The organism is Pseudoalteromonas sp. SR44-8 (assembly GCF_014163635.1).
Classification (GTDB): domain Bacteria; phylum Pseudomonadota; class Gammaproteobacteria; order Enterobacterales; family Alteromonadaceae; genus Pseudoalteromonas; species Pseudoalteromonas rhizosphaerae.
On record NZ_JACJDS010000059.1, the window covers coordinates 1 to 19,291 of the forward strand.

The 19,291-nt window shown below is 39.9% G+C and carries 19 protein-coding genes; 6 read left to right on the top strand and 13 right to left on the bottom strand.

What is annotated here, in order from left to right; translation table 11 throughout:
* Window positions 1–162 precede the first annotated feature (162 nt).
* Complete coding sequence (locus tag H5183_RS20555) at window positions 163–1,281, top strand: diguanylate cyclase (protein WP_182732593.1); 1,119 nt, start codon at window positions 163–165, stop codon at window positions 1,279–1,281.
* A gap of 88 nt (window positions 1,282–1,369) precedes the next feature.
* Here the strand turns inward: H5183_RS20555 and rpmG are convergent, their stop codons facing one another.
* The 3 genes from rpmG to radC form a co-directional block, all read right to left on the bottom strand.
* Entirely contained in the window at window positions 1,370–1,525 is a 156-nt protein-coding gene (gene rpmG, locus H5183_RS20560) for a 50S ribosomal protein L33 (protein ID WP_004335545.1), read from the bottom strand.
* An 11-nt stretch (window positions 1,526–1,536) separates the two neighbouring features.
* The gene (gene rpmB / locus H5183_RS20565; RefSeq protein WP_004335549.1) at window positions 1,537–1,773 is read right to left on the bottom strand and encodes a 50S ribosomal protein L28; all 237 of its coding nucleotides are present in this window, start codon (window positions 1,771–1,773) and stop codon (window positions 1,537–1,539) included.
* Window positions 1,774–2,050: 277 nt separating this feature from the next.
* Complete coding sequence (radC, locus tag H5183_RS20570) at window positions 2,051–2,725, bottom strand: RadC family protein (RefSeq protein WP_145234702.1); 675 nt, start codon at window positions 2,723–2,725, stop codon at window positions 2,051–2,053.
* A gap of 153 nt (window positions 2,726–2,878) precedes the next feature.
* Between radC and coaBC the strand changes: the two genes are divergently transcribed.
* From coaBC to H5183_RS20585, 3 genes are all read left to right on the top strand, one after another.
* Complete coding sequence (gene coaBC, locus H5183_RS20575) at window positions 2,879–4,096, top strand: bifunctional phosphopantothenoylcysteine decarboxylase/phosphopantothenate--cysteine ligase CoaBC (RefSeq protein WP_179959239.1); 1,218 nt, start codon at window positions 2,879–2,881, stop codon at window positions 4,094–4,096.
* Between the two features lie 115 nt (window positions 4,097–4,211).
* Window positions 4,212–4,799 carry a nucleoid occlusion factor SlmA gene (gene slmA, locus H5183_RS20580; RefSeq protein ID WP_145234700.1) on the top strand — a complete coding sequence of 196 codons (588 nt, stop codon included), beginning with the start codon at window positions 4,212–4,214 and terminating at the stop codon, window positions 4,797–4,799.
* 171 nt (window positions 4,800–4,970) lie between these two features.
* Window positions 4,971–7,745, top strand: coding sequence for a prolyl oligopeptidase family serine peptidase (locus tag H5183_RS20585; protein ID WP_182732594.1), 2,775 nt, complete (start codon window positions 4,971–4,973; stop codon window positions 7,743–7,745).
* A gap of 67 nt (window positions 7,746–7,812) precedes the next feature.
* On the opposite strand, the gene H5183_RS20590 is transcribed toward H5183_RS20585, so the two are convergent.
* Window positions 7,813–9,987 carry a YgiQ family radical SAM protein gene (locus tag H5183_RS20590; protein WP_145234682.1) on the bottom strand — a complete coding sequence of 725 codons (2,175 nt, stop codon included), beginning with the start codon at window positions 9,985–9,987 and terminating at the stop codon, window positions 7,813–7,815.
* Window positions 9,988–10,081: 94 nt separating this feature from the next.
* Window positions 10,082–12,277 carry an EAL domain-containing protein gene (locus H5183_RS20595; protein WP_182732595.1) on the bottom strand — a complete coding sequence of 732 codons (2,196 nt, stop codon included), beginning with the start codon at window positions 12,275–12,277 and terminating at the stop codon, window positions 10,082–10,084.
* Between the two features lie 240 nt (window positions 12,278–12,517).
* On the opposite strand from H5183_RS20595, the gene H5183_RS20600 reads away from it, so the two are divergent.
* Together H5183_RS20600 and H5183_RS20605 are read left to right on the top strand one after the other, a co-directional pair.
* Entirely contained in the window at window positions 12,518–13,048 is a 531-nt protein-coding gene (locus H5183_RS20600) for an SRPBCC family protein (protein WP_145234678.1), read from the top strand.
* Complete coding sequence (locus H5183_RS20605) at window positions 13,017–13,904, top strand: TIGR03899 family protein (protein ID WP_145234676.1); 888 nt, start codon at window positions 13,017–13,019, stop codon at window positions 13,902–13,904. The genes H5183_RS20600 and H5183_RS20605 overlap by 32 nt, the downstream gene beginning before the upstream one ends.
* Window positions 13,905–13,928: 24 nt before the next feature.
* On the opposite strand, the gene H5183_RS20610 is transcribed toward H5183_RS20605, so the two are convergent.
* The 8 genes from H5183_RS20610 to H5183_RS20645 all read right to left on the bottom strand — a co-directional run bounded on the left by H5183_RS20610 (window position 13,929) and on the right by H5183_RS20645 (window position 19,164).
* Window positions 13,929–14,690 (bottom strand): TIGR04219 family outer membrane beta-barrel protein, encoded by a 762-nt coding sequence (locus tag H5183_RS20610; RefSeq protein ID WP_145234674.1) that lies wholly within the window; start codon window positions 14,688–14,690, stop codon window positions 13,929–13,931.
* A gap of 3 nt (window positions 14,691–14,693) precedes the next feature.
* Window positions 14,694–15,680, bottom strand: a complete 987-nt coding sequence (locus H5183_RS20615; protein WP_145234671.1) for a DUF2333 family protein — start codon at window positions 15,678–15,680, stop codon at window positions 14,694–14,696.
* 8 nt (window positions 15,681–15,688) lie between these two features.
* The gene (locus tag H5183_RS20620) at window positions 15,689–16,207 is read right to left on the bottom strand and encodes a copper chaperone PCu(A)C (protein WP_182732596.1); all 519 of its coding nucleotides are present in this window, start codon (window positions 16,205–16,207) and stop codon (window positions 15,689–15,691) included.
* A 101-nt stretch (window positions 16,208–16,308) separates the two neighbouring features.
* A complete protein-coding gene (locus tag H5183_RS20625) occupies window positions 16,309–16,632 on the bottom strand; it encodes a hypothetical protein (protein ID WP_145234667.1) in 324 nt (107 codons plus the stop codon).
* 9 nt (window positions 16,633–16,641) lie between these two features.
* Complete coding sequence (locus H5183_RS20630; protein ID WP_145234665.1) at window positions 16,642–16,848, bottom strand: PspC domain-containing protein; 207 nt, start codon at window positions 16,846–16,848, stop codon at window positions 16,642–16,644.
* Window positions 16,849–16,859: 11 nt separating this feature from the next.
* A complete protein-coding gene (locus H5183_RS20635) occupies window positions 16,860–17,531 on the bottom strand; it encodes a PspA/IM30 family protein (RefSeq protein WP_182732597.1) in 672 nt (223 codons plus the stop codon).
* A 235-nt stretch (window positions 17,532–17,766) separates the two neighbouring features.
* A complete protein-coding gene (dusA, locus tag H5183_RS20640) occupies window positions 17,767–18,699 on the bottom strand; it encodes a tRNA dihydrouridine(20/20a) synthase DusA (RefSeq protein ID WP_259397463.1) in 933 nt (310 codons plus the stop codon).
* 201 nt (window positions 18,700–18,900) lie between these two features.
* Entirely contained in the window at window positions 18,901–19,164 is a 264-nt protein-coding gene (locus H5183_RS20645; protein ID WP_182732599.1) for a hypothetical protein, read from the bottom strand.
* Window positions 19,165–19,291 lie beyond the last annotated feature (127 nt).

Genomic DNA, 19,291 nt, shown 5'->3' on the forward strand with positions numbered 1-19,291 from the left:
TAGGTGCTAGGTGCTAGGTGCTAGGTGCTAAAAATATTAACCTTGTGGGTTTTTCCTGCAAGGTTTTTTTATACCTAAAACTTATCAGTTAATATTTGTGCTACACAGGACTCTGCAAATAAGTAATACTTAACATCATAAATAATTAGGTAATATTCATTTATGTTAGGGTTTTGGTACAGTAAGTCTCCGCAATTTGCAAAGGATCACAAAGATTTTTGGCGAGCACGTTTAATCGCCCATTTTTTATTATTTTCAACAGCTTACTTTTTCATTTTAACAGTACTCAATGTTTTCTATTTCGAGCAATTAGACCTTGCCTTAATTGACTGTTTAGGACTTGTTATCTCATTAACTATTTATTTCTGGTTTTACAAATCTGGCAACGTAAATGTAACCGCATGGGCTGTTACATTAATGGCTAGCAGCTTAGCTATATTATTTATAATTTCGGTAGGCGGAAATCCATTCTCAATATTATGGGCTACGCTTATCCCCCCTTTTGCATTTTTTTTAATAGGCAGAAAACGGGGAAGCATCATCAGCGCAATTGCATTCTCTATTTGTGCATACTTAATTTATACACAGCAACAACAAACAATAACCATAGGGTTAGGATCATTATTTAACACTATCGAAGTCAGTATCGCTCATATTCTAATTTTTAGATTTTACGAAAAAACACGTTCGTTAGCGTATCAAAACTTATCTAACCTTAATGACGAAATTAAAAAGTTAGCAGAAACAGATAAGTTGACTGAGTTATATAACAGACAAAAATTTGATGCAGAGTTATCGGCATTAATAACTAAAAGCGAGCATTCTCAAGCATCTCATTGTTTACTTATGTGTGATATAGACTATTTCAAAAAAATTAATGATACCCACGGGCATTTAGTTGGCGATAAAGTACTAAAAGAGTTTGCTCATCTGTTGCAGCAAAAAATAGGTGAGCAAGCGTTAATCGCCCGTTGGGGTGGTGAAGAGTTTGTAATAATATTACTCAACACTGCTTTGTTGGATGCAGCAAAGCAAGCGAATGAATTAAGGAGTTTAATTAGCTCAAATACAGTTGCCAATATGCCTATCACTATCAGCCTTGGGGTAACCGCTATACAAAAGAGTAATGATAGCGTTTTAAAAGTATTAGAGCGAGCTGATAAGGCACTCTACTTTGCTAAACATCACGGCCGAAATTTAGTTTGCATCAACGATAACAACGCACATGTTACCTGTTATGACACATTTTTAAAATTAGTCGACGATGATATAAACGAATAATCTGTGATTCGAGAACGGAAAAACTACGCATTTGAAAAACAAAAAACCCAGCCTAAGCTGGGTTTTTGATATTCATAGAAAACTAAAATTACTTGATTTTAGCTTCTTTGAAAAGAACATGTTTACGGATTTTTGGATCAAACTTTTTGATTTCCATTTTTTCCGGCATGTTACGCTTGTTCTTGTCGGTAGTGTAGAAAAAACCAGTACCAGCTGTAGAAACTAAACGGATCTTATCACGCATGACTCAGGTCCTTAAACTTTTACGCCGCGAGCACGGATTTCAGTAAGAACCGTGTCGATGCCTTTTTTATCGATAATACGCATACCTTTAGTAGTAGTGCGTAATGTTACAAAACGTTTTTCACTTTCAACCCAAAAACGGTGTGTTTGTAGGTTAGGTAGGAAACGACGTCTAGTCGCGTTTCTCGCGTGTGAACGGTGATTACCAACCGCAGGACGCTTACCTGTAACTTGACATACTTTAGACATGTCTATATATCTCCAATAACTTCGCTCGAGCTTAATTTGTCCCCTAGGCTATGTATTTTGTGCCCCAGGGATAAATCGAAGGGCGCTCTTTATACAGCTTATACAGGCAAAGATCAAGTGATTGATCTAATCCAACCAGCTCATGTGTAAATTTGATAGCGGCTAATTATAAAGATCGAATGCCCTTAGGGAAAGTAAAAACTGCATTTAAATTAAACTAATTTGCAAATAAGCACTAAACCGCTCATTTTTAACACGCTTAGTGATTTGAATACGCTTAAATCAAGCCTCGTTCTGCAAACGAAACACAATTATCTCCCCCAACAACGATGTGATCTAAAATATTTATATCGACTAATTGCAAAGCTTGCTGCAATTTAGCGGTAATTAATTTATCAGCTTGGCTTGGTTCAGCAATACCTGATGGATGATTATGAGCCAAAATAAGTGCCGCAGCGTTATTTTTTAAAGCCGCTTTGACGACTTCTCTTGGGTAAACAGATGCCGCATTAATAGTGCCATAAAAAAGTGTTTCTTCTTTAATTAAGCGATTCTGACTATCTAAATACAACACCATAAACACTTCTTGCTGCAAGCCTCGCAGCTCAATCGTTAAATAGTCATATACTGATTGCGGTGAATTAAACACTGCTTCGCGCTGGCATTGCTCCATCATATAACGACGACTCAATTCCAGTACTGCTTGAAGTTGCACAAATTTTGCTGTGCCCAGTCCTTTTTGTGCACAAAAATCATCGATTGATGCATTAAATAAGTTATGCAGTGTTTGATTTTGTGTCATTAAATGTTGTGCTAACTCAACTACATTCATGCCCGGTAAACCCGTTCGCAAAAATATCGCTAATAACTCGGCATCACTTAACGACTTAGCCCCTTTCGCCAATAACTTTTCGCGTGGTCGCTGGCTACTTGGTAAAGAGGTGAGCTGCATTATTTCGTCCCTGAAAAATGATTTATAATTTAACTGTAATGCAAAAATAAAATTTCGCCTGTAAAACTGCGAATAAATTCCATATTAAAACTTCGTCCCCAAGGCAAAGATTTGCTATCGTTAGCGCATATCGACAAACAGTTTTATCAGAGTATGACAAAGTTAATGACCAATTTAGCGACAGAATTAGTAAATAAAAAAATTGTACTTGGTATCAGCGGTGGTATTGCCGCCTACAAATGCGCCGAACTTGTTAGACGTTTAAAAGATCATGGTTGTGATGTCAAAGTGGTGATGACTGAGTCAGCTAAGCACTTTATTACTCCGCTTACCATGCAGGCCGTAAGTGGTGAAATGGTCTCAGACTCTTTGCTCGATCCATCTGCTGAAGCCGCTATGGGCCATATTGAATTTGCTAAATGGGCTGATTTAATATTAGTCGCTCCTGCCACATCTAATATCATCGCAAAAATGGCAGTCGGCATTGCAGATGATTTACTCACCACTTTATTGCTGGCAACACCCGCAAAAGTAGCAGTGGCGCCTGCAATGAATCAACAAATGTATGCCCACCCAGCAACTCAAGCTAACTTAGCAACTTTAAAACAGCGTGGCATTGCAATTTGGGGCCCAGGTAAGGGTGAACAAGCATGTGGTGATGTAGGTGCAGGGCGAATGCTTGAACCACATCAGTTAGTGGCACTATGCACGCAACCTTCGCAACCGCAACTACTAGCTGGTAAAACAATTACAATCACCGCAGGGCCAACTCGTGAGCCACTTGATCCGGTGCGTTTTATATCTAATCACAGCTCTGGGAAAATGGGCTTTGGGCTTGCACATGCGGCAGTTAGTTTAGGAGCAACGGTTAACCTGATTTCAGGTCCGGTAACAATTGCGCCACCACCAGGTGTTAACCTAATTAACATTGAGACCGCTGAGCAACTACTTGAACAATCGCTTATTTTTGCTCCAAAGTCGGATGCTTTTATTGGTTGCGCCGCGGTTGCCGATTATCGCGCCGCAGCGATTGCCGAGCAAAAAATGAAAAAACAAGGCGATGAACTGACACTCACTTTAGTTAAAAATCCAGATGTAATTGCCGCAGTTGCTAGCCTTACAGAGGGTCGCCCATATACAGTTGGCTTTGCCGCAGAAACTCAAGATGTCGCAAGCTATGCGAAAGGCAAACTCAGCAATAAAAACCTCGATATGATCTGCGCTAACGATGTATCACAAACGGGCCTTGGTTTTAATTCAGATCATAATGCTTTAACACTGTTCTGGCATAATGAACAAAAAGAACTGCCCGTCGATACCAAAAGCGCATTAGCACTGAGTGTAATGAGTGAGCTTGCTAAACGATTGTAAAAAGGCTGGAAAGAAACTGAATAAAACATTAACATAGCCCTTATCGCTTGCTCAAAAAGTGAGTGATAAGTAGCCGCCAAAAGCTAAGTAAATAATTATAAAGAAAGGAATGTTCATGCCTGCGACAAAAAGAAGTAATCGCAAAGAGCAAATACTACAAGCACTCGCACAAATGTTAGAAACCAGCCCAGGTCAACGTATCACCACAGCAAAATTAGCTGCTGAGGTAGGCGTTTCTGAAGCTGCGCTTTATCGTCATTTCCCGAGTAAAGCACGGATGTTTGAAGGCTTAATAGAGTTTATTGAAGACACTTTGTTGTCGCGCATAAATCTCATTCTTGAAAACGAAAAAGAAACTCAAAGCCGTATCTATAATATTTTATTGCTACTACTGGCATTTGCTGAGAAAAATCCGGGGATCACTCGTATTTTGACCGGCGACGCCTTGCAAGGTGAGCAAGAACGCTTGCGTGAGCGTGTACAAAGCTTGTTTGAAAAGCTTGAAACACAACTAAAACAAGTACTACGCGAGCGCAAACTTCGCGAAGGTAAAACCTTTCAAAGTGATGAGTTAACCATTGCAAACTTTTTACTTGCTTACATTGAAGGCAAGATGAACCAATTTGTCCGCAGTGACTTTAAAGCAAAACCTAGCGCGCAATTTGAAAAACAGTGGTTAGAATTACAAAAAATATGGCTTTAGCTCCTAGCTCCTAGCTCCTAGCTCCTAAAATTATTAACCTTGTCGGTTTTCCTACAAGGTTTTTTTATAAATGTTACTTTCAACCTTTATTTTCGACCGCTTATCGTTTCTACTCGAATTGTTGAACAAACTCGTTATGATGATGCAGATGAAACAAAACGAGAAGTAACAATGAAAGCACAACTTTCCCTACTAAGCGTGGCACTGGTTGCAAGCCTTGGTAGTGCCACGGCATCCGCAAAAGAGCCGCTACAATTTAAAGATGTATTCGATTTCAAAGCAGCTAAAACAACGCAATTATCTGAAAATGGTGAAGTTCTGAGCTTTAGTGCAACCCCATACCGTGGCGATGCAACAGGCCAAGTCTATACCTTAAACAATAATAAATTACTTGCAGAAATTGAACGCGGCACTAAGCCTCAGATCAACAAAGCAGCTAACTGGGTAGCCTTTACCCAAGTCCCTACTTTGCTTGAAAAAGAAACCACAAAAAAGAAAGACACCTTAAAAAACAATCTAGTACTCGTTAATACAATAACGGGTGAACAACACGTTTTTGAGAACGTAAAAGATTACCAGCTCTCGGATGATGGTAACTGGTTAGCATATCGTTTAGATCAAAAAACCGATAATGACGATGATAATAAAGGCATTGGTGACGATAAGAGCACAGATAAAACTAGTGAAATCAAACCAGATAAAAAAGATAAAGCGTTTGAGCTCATTGTTGTAAATTTAAAAGATGCTACAACTCATACTATTAATAACGTATTTAGTTACGCTATTAATTCATCTGGCAGCGAGCTACTTATCAGCCAAAGCTATCCTGACGGTAACGATAACCAAGTAGTATTAATTACATTAAACCAAACATTTGATACGAGTGTATTAATTGATGAACCAGGCGTGGTGGCAAATAAAATAGCTTGGCATCCAACTAAGAATATTGCCGCATTTACACTGGGTAATTATGTGAATGACGATATGCGCCGTCGCGATCATCAGCTAAAACTGTGGCAAAACGAACAGCTTACAAATATTGCTGCTCCTGAAAAAGATTGGACTATTGGTAAAACAGCAAAATTGAGCTGGTCTGAAGACGGTGAACGCTTGTACTTTGAGAATCATCCTAAGTTAGCGGCAAAAATTAAAGAAAAGAAATACACAGATCAAGCCTCGTTATTTGATTACGATACGATACGCGACCAAAAAGGCCTCCACGTTTGGCATAATAACGATGCCGAAATTAAACCCCGCGAAGAGCAACAATGGAAAGAAATCAATAAAAACCGCCATTATCAAGCCGTTTACCATCTTAATGGCAAACAAGTTGCGCAACTAAGTAACACTGACATGCCAGATTTGGCAATCAATACCAACAATCGCACTGCGTTACTTGGTTCTTCAAATTTACCTTATCTCAAACGTATTATGTATGGCGGTTTTTTTGCTGACTACTATGCAGTCAATGTGCAAAATGGTGAGCGTAAAGCAATTATCAGTGATTATCCGTTTAGACCCAGCCTATCACCCAGTGGACAATTTGCAGCTTACTTTGAAAATAGCCAAGTACAGCTTAAAGACTTAGGTAACAATAAAGTCAGTACCTTAACAACAGCGATTAAAGCAACGTTCGCCGATGATCAGCACGATTACCCTTCAACTCAACCGGGTTATGGTTTTGCCGGTTGGTTAGCTGATAGCAGCCAAGTGCTGGTATATAGCAAATACGATATCTGGGCATTTGACGTTAAAACCCTCAAAGCCACACGCCTTACACAAGGCAAAGAAAACAACACGCAATATCGAGTCATCAAACTTGATAAAGACCAAGTTGGCTTTAAACAAGATGAAACTTTACTACTTAGCGCTACAAACTTACAGCAAAAGCAAACTGAAATCACAAAACTCAATCTTGCTGATAACTCGATCAGCAAAGTATTAAGCGGTAAAAAACGTTTTGACGTGGTAAAAAAAGCTAAAAATGCCGATAAATACCTATTCACTGAGCAAACTTATCAGCAGTTCCCTGATTTTTATCAAACTGATTTTAGCTTTAAAAATCCACAACGCGTTACTAACTTAAACCCACAAGTTAACGACTTTGCGTGGGGGCAAAAACCGGAGCTAATTAACTATAAAGGCTTTGATGGCGAAGACTTGCAAGGCGTATTGATAAAGCCTGCGGGCTATAAAAAGGGCGATAAAGTGCCAGTGGTGGTGTATTTTTACCGTTATATGAGTCAACGCATGTTTGATTTCCCTAAAATGGAATTAAACCATCGCCCTAACTTCCCAATGTTTACTTCGAACGGTTACGCAATTTTCTTACCTGATATTCGCTTTGAAATTGGTCACCCAGGTAAATCATCAACGCAAACCATGATCAACGCCACCCAAAAGCTGATTGATTTAGGTATCGCTGACCCTGATAAAATTGGCTTACAAGGGCATTCATGGGCTGGCTATCAAAGTGCCTTTATGATCACCCAAACTGATATGTTCAAAGCGGTAGTATCGGGTGCGCCAGTGTCAAACATGACCAGCGCTTACAGCGGTATTCGCTTAAAATCAGGATTAGCGCGTCAGTTCCAATATGAAACTGGGCAAAGCCGTATAGGTAAAACCTTGTTTGAAGCGCCAGAGCTTTACATCGAAAACTCACCGGTATTCTTCGCTGATAAAGTAAATACACCAATCTTAATTATGTTTGGTGATAAAGATGATGCTGTACCATGGCACGAAGGCGTACAGTATTATTTAGCGCTGCGCCGTGCAGGCAAAGATGCGACGTTTTTGCAGTATGAAGGTGAACCACACCACTTAAAGAAATTCCCTAACCAAGTGGATTTTTCAATTCGGATGATGCAGTACTTTGATCACTACTTAAAAGGCAAGCCTGCCGCTAAGTGGATGACCGAAGGCGAAGCTTTCATTGAAGAATAAGCTGAAGAATAAACAACTATAAATTAAAACGCCCAGCAAATGCTGGGCGTTTTTTATTTACCGAAAATTACCTAGCCCGCTGACGATTACCGCCAACCTTAGGTTTGGTATTGGCTTTTTTAAACTGGCTAAAGCCGGTGTGGCGGCTAAGCGCTGGACGCCCGCCTTTACCTGCTTTAAGCGATTTTTCGTCACGGGTTTCTTCTGGCACTAAGCAGTTTGGACCTTTACCAATCAACTTGGCTTTGCCCATACTACGCAGTGCTTCACGGATCATCGGCCAACCTGCTGGGTCGTGATAACGCAATATCGCTTTATGTAAACGACGTTGACGCGCGCCTTTTGGCACCGGTACTTGCTCAGTATTATTTTTAATATTACGCAGCGAGTTCATCCCAGTGTGATAAATCGTGGTGGCATTAGCCATTGGTGACGGATAAAAATTTTGCACTTGATCTAGTTTAAAATCATTCGACTTTAACCACAACGCCATGTTCACCATGTCTTCGTCTTTAGTGCCAGGATGCGCAGAAATAAAATAAGGGATCAGGTACTGCTTTTTCCCTGCTTCTTTTGAATATTTATCAAAAAGCTCTTTAAACTGATCATATGCGCCCATGCCTGGTTTCATCATCTTAGATAATGGCCCGTCTTCGGTATGCTCAGGCGCAATTTTTAAATAACCACCAACATGATGGGTTACGAGTTCTTTGACGTAACGAGGGTCTTGCACAGCTAAATCGTAGCGAACACCAGAGGCTATTAGGATTTTTTTAATACCCTTAACTTCACGAGCCTTTTTATACAACTCGATAGTCGGTGTATGGTCGGTATCCATATGCTTACAAATATCAGGATATACACACGATAAACGTCGGCAGGTACTCTCAGCTTTTTTGCTCTTACAACGCAGTTTATACATGTTTGCAGTTGGCCCACCAAGGTCCGAAATAACCCCAGTAAACCCTGGTACTTTGTCACGAATTTGTTCGATTTCTTCAATAATCGATTCTTGTGAACGACTTTGAATTATCCGTCCTTCATGCTCAGTAATTGAACAGAAACTACAGCCACCAAAACAACCTCGCATAATATTAACTGAGGTTTTGATCATGTCGTAAGCGGGGATTTTTGCAGTACCATAACTTGGATGCGGAACTCGCTGATAAGGCAATCCAAACACCGCATCCATTTCATGTGTTTCAAGCGGATACGCAGGTGGGTTAACCCAAATAGAGCGATCGCCATGGCGTTGGAATAACGCTCGAGCACAACCTGGGTTCGTTTCTTGATGTAAAATACGTGATGCATGAGCGTACAGTGGTTTATTAACACTCACTTGCTCAAACGCAGGTAGCTTAACGTAGGTTTTTTCCCAAGGTTTAGGACGCGCTGGCTGAATGGTAATTGGTTTTGCCGCTTCAGCTTGTAAATCAATACCCGCTTTTTTAAATTCGCTTTTGCTACAACCCACATCATCCGCACCATATGGGTTTGGAATTGGGTCAATTTTACCAATTTTATCAATCGCGGTAGAATCACTACCACGCCAGCCCGGTAATGGCTCTTTACGAATAACCGCCGTACCACGGATATCTTGAATGGTATCCATCGTTTCGCCGGCGGCAATACGATGAGCAACTTCTATTAATGGTCGCTCAGCATTACCGTAAATAAGAATATCGGCTTTGGCATCAAATAAAATACTACGGCGAACTTTTTCTTGCCAGTAATCATAATGGGCAATTCGACGTAAGCTGGCTTCGATACCACCTATTACAATTGGCACACCTTTGTAGGCTTCGCGGCATCGTTGTGAGTAAATCATCACCGCACGATCAGGACGCTTGCCACCCACATTACCGGGCGTGTAGGCATCATCATGGCGCATACGCTTTTCAGCCGTATAGCGGTTGATCATCGAGTCCATGTTACCGGCAGTCACACCAAAAAATAAGTTAGGCTTACCAAGTGCCATAAAGGCATCTTTCGAATCCCATTCTGGCTGAGCGATAATACCGACCCTAAAACCTTGTGCTTCAAGTACACGACCAATTACCGCCATACCAAAGCTAGGGTGATCTACATAAGCATCACCACTGATAATGATGATATCGCAGCTATCCCAGCCAAGGGCATCCATCTCTTCGCGTGTAGTTGGTAAAAATGGTGCTGTGCCGTAACACTCAGCCCAATATTTAGGGTATGAGAATAACGCTCGCTTGGCTTTAAGTGCGCTCATATAAAGTAACCAATTGCTTTAAAAAAGGTCGCAAAGTATACCCGAATTAATCACCAAGCGATATTAGCTATTTACACTGGCATCAAACATAATATTATTTTTTACTTTCAATATATTGAATAAGCTCAACTTCAGGCATCGGTTTAGCGTACATAAAACCTTGCACTTCATCACAACCCAATTGCTTAAGAAAATCAGCTTGTGCTTGTGTTTCAACACCTTCTGCAATCGTTTTTAATCCGAGCTGCGCGCCAAGAGCTATAACCAGCTTGGCAATTGCGCCGCTGTCTTTTTCGGGTAAGTCTTTGACAAATGCACGATCTATTTTCAACCTATCCAACGGTAACTTTTGCAAATAACTCAGTGATGAAAAACCAGTGCCAAAATCATCTATCGCCACTTCAATACCAAACTCTTTTAGATCTTGCAGTGTTTCAATCACCATCGAGAGATCATCCATCACCACACTTTCGGTAACTTCTAATTCAATATTTTTTGGGTTGACCTGATATTTTCGCAAAGTATCTTTGACTTGTTGTGCGTAGCCTTTAACCTTAAATTGCGGTACCGACACATTGACCGCAATACAAATTTCAACACCTTGAGCCTCAAGACGTTTTTGCTGCTGACAAGCCTGATCCAATACCCATTGACCAATCTCAACAATTAGCCCTGCATCTTCAGCAAGTGGCACAAAAACCGCGGGGGAAATATAGTTACCTTGTCCCGACGGCCAACGTAGTAATGCTTCGCAGCCTTTTAATGACAAATCACTAAACGCCAATTGCGGTTGATACCAGACTTCCAATTTATTATTTTCAAAGTCTTGGCGAAGCTGGCGAATAATCCCTAATCGCCAAGCCATTTGCTCTTCCATATCGGGAGTGTAACAAACAGCATTCCCCTGATTACCTTTTTTAGCGTGATTGAGTGCGATATACGCAAGCTTAAGTGTTTCAATACCTGTGGTTTGAAAGTCCTGTTGCTCGCACAAACCAATTTTAAAATTAACCGGTAACAAATGCTCTGCTGCTGCAAACGGCAAACTTAAATTTTCACTTAATTCGTTTAAATCAAATCCATCGCGCTCAATTAAAAAACCAAATACATCTGCACCAATCCGTGACAGTAATTTAGCGTTTGGGTATTCTTGCTTGAGCCGTTCAACGATTGAAGTAAGCAAGTGATTACCCACCTCTTGACCCAGGCCATTGTTGATGTCTGAGAAATGTGCGACATCAATTAGAATAAATATATACTCGTTACTATTTAACCGATGATACTTTTCAATTTGTTCAATAAAATCAGTTCTATTGGCAAGACCTGTTAACACATCTTTGTAGGCTGCATCTCTGAGTTTATTAAAAAGTCTGACGTTATCTAAGCCTACACTGACGTTTGTTAAGAAAATTTCAGCAAATTGCAATTGTGTTAAGCTTGGTTGGCTAACGTACTCTAAGTAAATAGCAGCCTGACGATTTTTACTTTTCAATAAAAACGTAGTGTCGTGCTCAGTGTGCTGATGTTCGCCAAACTCAAAACAATTTTGCACTTGCAAAATAATCCGCCCATCATCAAGTTGTTCTACACCTTGGCCAATAAAAGCACTAAACTCAGCACAACCACCCAACACTTGAACCTGATAGCTATCATCCAGACTGCCACACACAACCCCCCTTGGCGCACAATCTAAAATTACCGAGAGCTGCTTAATCACCGCCATAGTAAATGCTTTAATGTCGGTAAAACCTAAAATAGCCTTTGAGGCTAACAGAATATTATTTAACGCTTTGCTTTGATATTCAAGTTGGCAAACTTGTTCGTATGAGCGAATAGCTGTAACTAACGAGGTAACTAGCTTACTGCGGGTAAGTTCGGTTTTAGTTTTATAATCATTGATATCATATTCTCGGATCACTCGCTCTTCAGGCGCATATCCGGGCTGACCCGTTCGTAAGATAATTCGTACGTTATGGTTTTTCAGCGTATCGCGTACCTCTTTAACTACTTTTAAGCCTGCATCATCGGATTCCATGACTACATCTAACAGTAATACCGACACATTATTAGTATTAGCTAACACTTCAACTGCTTCAGCGCCAGAATAAGCATGATGAAAACGCAGTGTTCTTCCCCAAAACTCAACGCCTGAGAGCGCTAGTTCTGTTACAGTGTGAATTTCAGGATCATCATCAACAATCAGAACATCCCAGTAATCTTTGGGCGCAACTTCTTCATGAGGCTCGTCTTCATGGTTGAAAAACAAAAAATCATTGTGTTCTGACGTCATTCCAAATCCTTTAAATTCAAATATTGCGCGCCATCATTTAATATTAAGACAATTCATTATTGACTAATAAGTTATCACTATTTAACTTATGATACAGTATTAATGTCGATGATTAATGAATATTGGTTTACAGATTATAGTCGATATTCAGCACCTTGCTGTGCGATAGTAGAATTTATAATTTAAGGAACAGCCATTAATATTTTACCCAGAATTACTAAATTTATTTTTCTGATTACTTTGATTTTACTGGTAATTGGACTGCTATTACCACAACAATACCAAGTCCAAAAGAGCATTAAAATTCATGCTCCGCAAACAGATATCACCCCGTTGCTTAGTGATTTTACCAAGTGGACTAGCTGGTCACCTTGGCAAAAAGTAGATCCAAGTATTGTTTTCACTATTGGAGAGCCTAGTTCTGGCGTGGGTGCTCATCAGTTTTGGCAAAGTAGCTGGGGAGTAGGTGAAATGACGATTACCAATATAAGCAGCACTAAAATCAATTTTAATATTCTCTTTAATGAAGAACATATTATTAAAGGTGTGATCTCTTTTTCACCTCTAGCTAATGGAAATCAAGTAACATGCTCACTAGATGGCGAAGTTACTACTTCGATTCTAGGTGGCTATTTGGCGCTATTTAGCCAATATATTTTGGCAAATACGGTGAAACTTGGACTTAATAATTTAAAAACTACTGCGCAGCTGCAAACAGCAACACACAGCGAGAAGATCGATGACGATTCAAACAGCCCAAGCAAAAATTAACCTTGCTCATATAATTGAAATTAAACTAGGTTACTCGATGAGTAAAACCAGTTCGACTCGCCTTACCAGTGCCAGTGATGATAGTTATGGTCCACAAGGGCAAAGTAAACTGCCCTATCAAGTCAATAGTGATAACTCAACGCTCAATAGAGCCCAACATCGCCAACAATTACTACTTATCAAACAACAACAAAATATTGAAGCGATTATGGCTATGGCTATGGATTTTTGCCCCGACGTAACTAGTAAAGGGCAACCTGACAGTGATTGGGTCGAACGCTTTATTGCACTATGTGAAGATACTTCAAACGAATCAATGCAAAAACTGTGGGCAAAAATTTTAGCGGGAGAAACTGTATCACCGGGAACATTTTCAATTAAAAGCTTACAAACACTTAAGCAGATGACCCAGCGCGAAGCGGATGCACTACAAAAATGTACCGCAATTTGTGGCTATAATGAAAAAGATAATAGCCATTTAATTTTATTAGGCTTTTATAAAAAACCTTCGCTATTTGATTTGCTACGCAAAGGCAATAAAGTATCGTTTAACTTAGGTAAAGCTGGGATCAGTTTTCCTGATGTATTAACTTTGATGGATATTGGCCTAATCTACCGTAAAGAAATTGAATCTGCAGCGCTTAAGGCTGGCCAAGAAATGAATCTGACATTTTTAACCCAACGGGTCGTACTCAAACCAAAAAATAACGATTTAGTGCTCAGTTACTATAAATTTACGCAAACGGGTGATGAACTTAGAAAATTGATTAACACGCCAGTTAATAAGGCTTATAAGCAATTGTTAAGCAGTGCACTTGAGGAAGAATTTGAAGTAGCGTGGCACGCAATTAAATAACGGTACCACGCCAAAGCAAACAAATTAGAAGTGAATTTGTATGCCTGCAAATGGACCTGATGCATCAATATTAGTATATAGATTATCAATATCATCAAGCTCTAGCGTCATTTGACGGTAACCCGCTTTGATATCTAAATCTACCGCTAAGTTATCAAGTAAAGCCCATGCAATACCCGCTTGGTAGTCTTGTACTTTACTATCATCGATAGCAAGTAAGCTACCTTCAAAGAAAACACTTAAACCCGTTAACGGTAAGCCTACTTCAGCACGACCATAAACTAATGGCACAAAACCTGAAAAATCCACAGTTTCTGTTGTTGCTTTACCATTTGCTGTACCAGTAACAACAATATCGCCATCAAACTGCTTAGCATTTACACCTAAATCGATAGATAATAAGTCATTATCAAATATCTCATAGTATAAAATATAATCAACGTGTGATAAGTCGCTGATCGTAGTTGCTGTGGTATTGGTTGTAAATGAAGTACCACCAAACTCAAACGTCTCATTAAGCAAGGTTGAGCCATTTAACTCAAGCTCGGTATACTTTAACTTTATATTTGGCACTAATGGAATTGGATGCTCAAGCGCTGCGTAGTAGCTGATGAAGGTTTCATCTTCAAAATTAAAGTCTTGCATATTACCGCTATCTGAAAAGCTACCTGAATTATCAGATTGCCAGCCATCAACACCAACATATAAACCTAAAAGGGTGTCAGCGTGAGCCGCTGGAGCCAAAAATGCCATCGAAAGGGCAGCGGCTAAACAGTACTTTTTCATGTGTTATCCTTGCGCTAAAAGTTCGCTAAGTTCAATAAGAGCCGCATTGGCTCGTGAAATATAATTTGCCATTACTAATGAATGATTAGCAACAAAACCAAAACCATTACCATTTAAAATCACCGGACTCCAAACAGTCTCTTGGGTTGCTTCAAGCTCACGTATAATTTGTTGTAAGCTCACACGTGCATTCTTTTTCTCTAATACATCAGCAAAGTCATATTCTACCGCTTGCAAAAAATGTAATAAAGCCCAAGTTGCACCGCGTGACTCATAAAACACGTCATCTATTTCCCACCAAGAGGTTTTTATCTGATTTTGTAATGGTGCATAAGTCGCTTGATGTGCTTCTTTGTCACCGGCTAAATCAGTATTTAACCGATCTTGACCAACACTGGCACTTAACCGCTGACTTAAACTACCAAGGCGTTTTTCGGCTTCTTTTAACCAGCCTCGTAGGTTATCTGCCCGCGCATAAAACTGACTGTCACGGCTGTTTTGGTCAGCGATTTGAGTACGATACACAATTAATAAATCAATGCCTTTTTGGTATTCACTCTCGGCACTTGGCCACGCCCATGCTTCTGAACTAATATTAAATTGGGGCTGGGCTTTTTTTAGAGCTTCATGTTCGGTCGATTGCGACTGAGAACGGCTAAAGTCTTTACGCATTGATAGCGCCAAATCGCGCGTCATTTCTAATGCGCCATATTCCCAAGCAGGCATATTATCCATAAGAATACTCGGAGGTATTACATCATTTGATAAATAGCCACCAGGTTTATTCAATAATGTGCTGGCAACATTAATCAAAGCCGTAGTTGTTGTGTAACCTGTTACTAGTTTTTCGCCACGCTGCTGCGCATCCTGTTTAGCTTGCGTGATCACATTTACGCGGCTTGGCTCAACACTCCAATACACAGATACGGCATAAAATAAAATAAAAACTAATATTAGCCCTGCTATAATTTTCCCTTTATGTTGTGACATTTAATCTCCTAGTGATGTGTATGGTGCTGTTCAGATTGTGATACTTGCTCAACTTGGCTTTCTAATGAAACCACGGTAGCTTGAGTAAATACACGATCTCCATTGCTAAAATATAGCGTGAGTTTGAGCTCTTGCCCTATTTTTAACGGCTCTTTTGGTTCAAAAACCATTAAATGATAACTGCCTGGTTTAAAATCTAGCTGTTGATGTGCTTTGATCTCTAACGCATCTACTTTTTGCATTTTCATCATACCATTAACATGCTGATGTTCATGTACTTCAACTCGTCCTAAGCTCTCAAGGCTAGCCTTAGTTAATGTCACTGCTGCATCACCATGATTAACAAGCTTTAAATAACCAACACTAGATTGACTGCCAGGTAAAAAAATCCTTACTTGGGCATTGCTAACTACAATATCACTTGCTGTATCATGTTGATGCTCTGCATGGGCAAATAGCACTGGAGAGTATAGGCCTACAGCTAAAAAAGCCGCTGTGAAGATAGTTAGTAATGGCTTAAGAGTCATTTCGATCCTTGTTATAATAATCACTTTAAGTGCTAAATTTAGCATATTTGCGAAAAAATAGTCAGCTAAATTAGCATTTAAGGTAACCTCTGTGTGGCAAGCTATGCGACCTTTTTATTATCCGCAACTAACCAACACAGAAAAACAATCAGCAGTAGCGGCCATGCGATCATCACAGAACCAAACAACAAAGCCAGCATCACGCCGACTCCTATAATTAGACCTGCGCCAATCAAACCAACACTAACCAGCGCAATAATGGCAATAACGACCACCACAGCGACTAATGCACCAAATAATTCAATGCCAACCCAACTCAAGTCAGCAATCCACAAAGGGAGCTGCCATGAGTCAAACTGCATTATCTCAAATGGACTAGAAGCGATAAACAATGCTGCTAGCAGACACAGTGCAATAATTTTCATGGCGCTCTCCTAATAAACCTTGTTGTCTAAACAACAATGTGCAATTAAATAACCCGCACCTATAAATAGTGGGAACTGAATAAACAGTACAATAGTTGCTAATCGAGTTGCCCAAATCGGAAAGTCAAACCGACGCGCTAAGCCACTACATACTCCCGATATTTTTTTATTTAATGGATCTTTACTCCATTGAGTATTGTTATTAAATGTATTCATTTTTATAACTCCTAAGCCGACTGTTTTACTTTAGCTTTAAGTGCTGCAAGCTCTTTATCCAAGGCTTCGTCTTTAACAAGCGCATCAATTTGCATTGCCGTGTCTGATTGATTAGCTGCAGCCATTTCGTATGCTTCCACTTGTGATTCAATTGACTCAACTCGGCGCTCAATCACATCAAAACGCGACAGTGCATGTGCCACTTTATCGCTATGTAACTGCTGATTAACTCGTACTCGTGCATTTAAAACACTATGCACCTGAGTTAAGCTCTGCCGCTTTGCTTTGGCAGCACTAAGTTTGTCTTGTAAACGCTGTGCATCGTCAGCTAACTTGGCCAATGAATCGGTTAATTTAACGAGCTCAGGTTCAACAGCTGCCATATCAGCGACTACACGCTGCTTTTCTTTTAATGCGGCTGTGGCTAAATCATCTCGGCCTTTACTAACGGCTATTTCGGCTTTTTCTTGCCATTGTGCTATGGATGTTAACTTATCACTTTGCTGGCGTTTCAATGCTTTTTCTTCACACAAAATCGCTGCAGTAGTAGTACGACACTCATTCAGAGCTTGTTGCATCTCGATAATAAGTAAATTAAGTAGTTTTGCTGGATCCTCTGCCTTATCAAGCACAGCGACCAAGTTTGATTGAATTAGATCATTAACACGATTCATTAGGCCCATGATTTTCTCCTGTTGATTATGGGTGATTACACCAGGGAGATTCCAAGACTTATGCCATGTCGTTAGAAAAACAACTAAAACAATAAATAACAATAGGATAGAAAGATAACATCAATTTAAAAGTGACGTTTAGCTGAATTAAAATACGTTAAATTAACTAAAAAAGTGATATTTTGACTAAATTTTAGGATCAAAAAAAGCCACTAAAAAGTGGCTTCCAAGATTAAAATTTCAGCTATTCAGGCACAAAACTTAATGCTTTATCCATCACTGATAAATCTGCTTGCTTACCATGGCCGTTTTCAGATAAATGACGTCTAAATCCTCGCGCCCCTGGTTGGCCTTGGAAAATACCCAACATATGGCGAGCTATATGCCAAAAGTTAGCGCCTTGGCGCATTTCATCTTCAATATAACCATACATTGAACGCACCACGTCATGACGCGATAATGTACACGCAGTATCACCGTAAATTTTCTCGTCCACTTCACTTAATATAAATGGATTACTATACGCTTCACGACCGATCATAACGCCATCAAGATGCGCTAAATGAACAAGACTATCAGCGATGGTATTAACCCCACCATTTAAGCTTAAATCAAGCTGTGGGTAATCTTTCTTCAGTTGATAAACACGCGGATAATCAAGTGGTGGAACTTCACGGTTTTCTTTCGGACTTAATCCCTTTAGCCATGCTTTACGGGCGTGAATAATAAAGTCATCACAGCCAACCTTATGACTCGCTTCGATCAGCGCACATAAAAACTCATATGAATCCTGCTCATCAATACCAATGCGTGTTTTCACCGTAACAGGAATAGTAACCTCCGCCTTCATTGCTACAATACAATCAGCAACAAGCTGCGGCTCGCCCATTAAACACGCACCAAAGCGGCCATTTTGCACTCGATCCGAAGGGCAACCAACATTTAGGTTTACTTCATCATAACCACGTTCAGCAGCCAGTTTTGCACACTTTGCCAAAGCTTCAGGATCAGAGCCACCTAATTGCAAAGCAACGGGGTTTTCATGTGTATTAAAGTGTAGATAATCACCACGCCCAAATAAAATTGCACCGGTTGTTACCATTTCGGTGTAAAGCACCGCATGCTTGGTCATTTTACGATGAAAAGTACGGCAATGGCGGTCAGTCCAATCAAGCATGGGTGCCACAGAAAAACGTCTATTCAAAGTAAAATCCTCAGATGATATATAAGTATAAGGGTATTCCCTCATTGGAAGGCGCTATATTTTACACAAATCAAAGCCGAGCTTCAATCGTAAGCAAGTTGTTGTTTGTCGGTAGCAGAGATTGAGTTGTTTAACGCAGCAACAAAAATGTATGCTGCGCTTTAGATAATATACTTAAAACGATTTTGTTAGATTATCAAATTGCTGGCCTTGCACTGTAATGGTGGTTTTTTCTAAGCTTATATAATCATTTTTTTGCTTGGGGTTAACCAAACGTGCTGCGACTTCAAATTTAGCAACTTTAGCTTCGCTATTTAGCTCAAGTATTTTTAAAGATGAATGAGTATCATGCTTAGCTGACTGCACATAATATTCACCAGCCCAACTGGCATCAAACACTAAATTAGGCGCATTTTTAGCGGAAGATTCAATAAACACTCCCAGGGCAAGATCACGAACTTTACCTTGACTTAAAAGTATGATCTTATACTCCTTTTTAAGGAGCCCCCATGCCTGATATTCAACTATTTAAATATTTCGAATCAATTGACGACCCTCGCCAGCA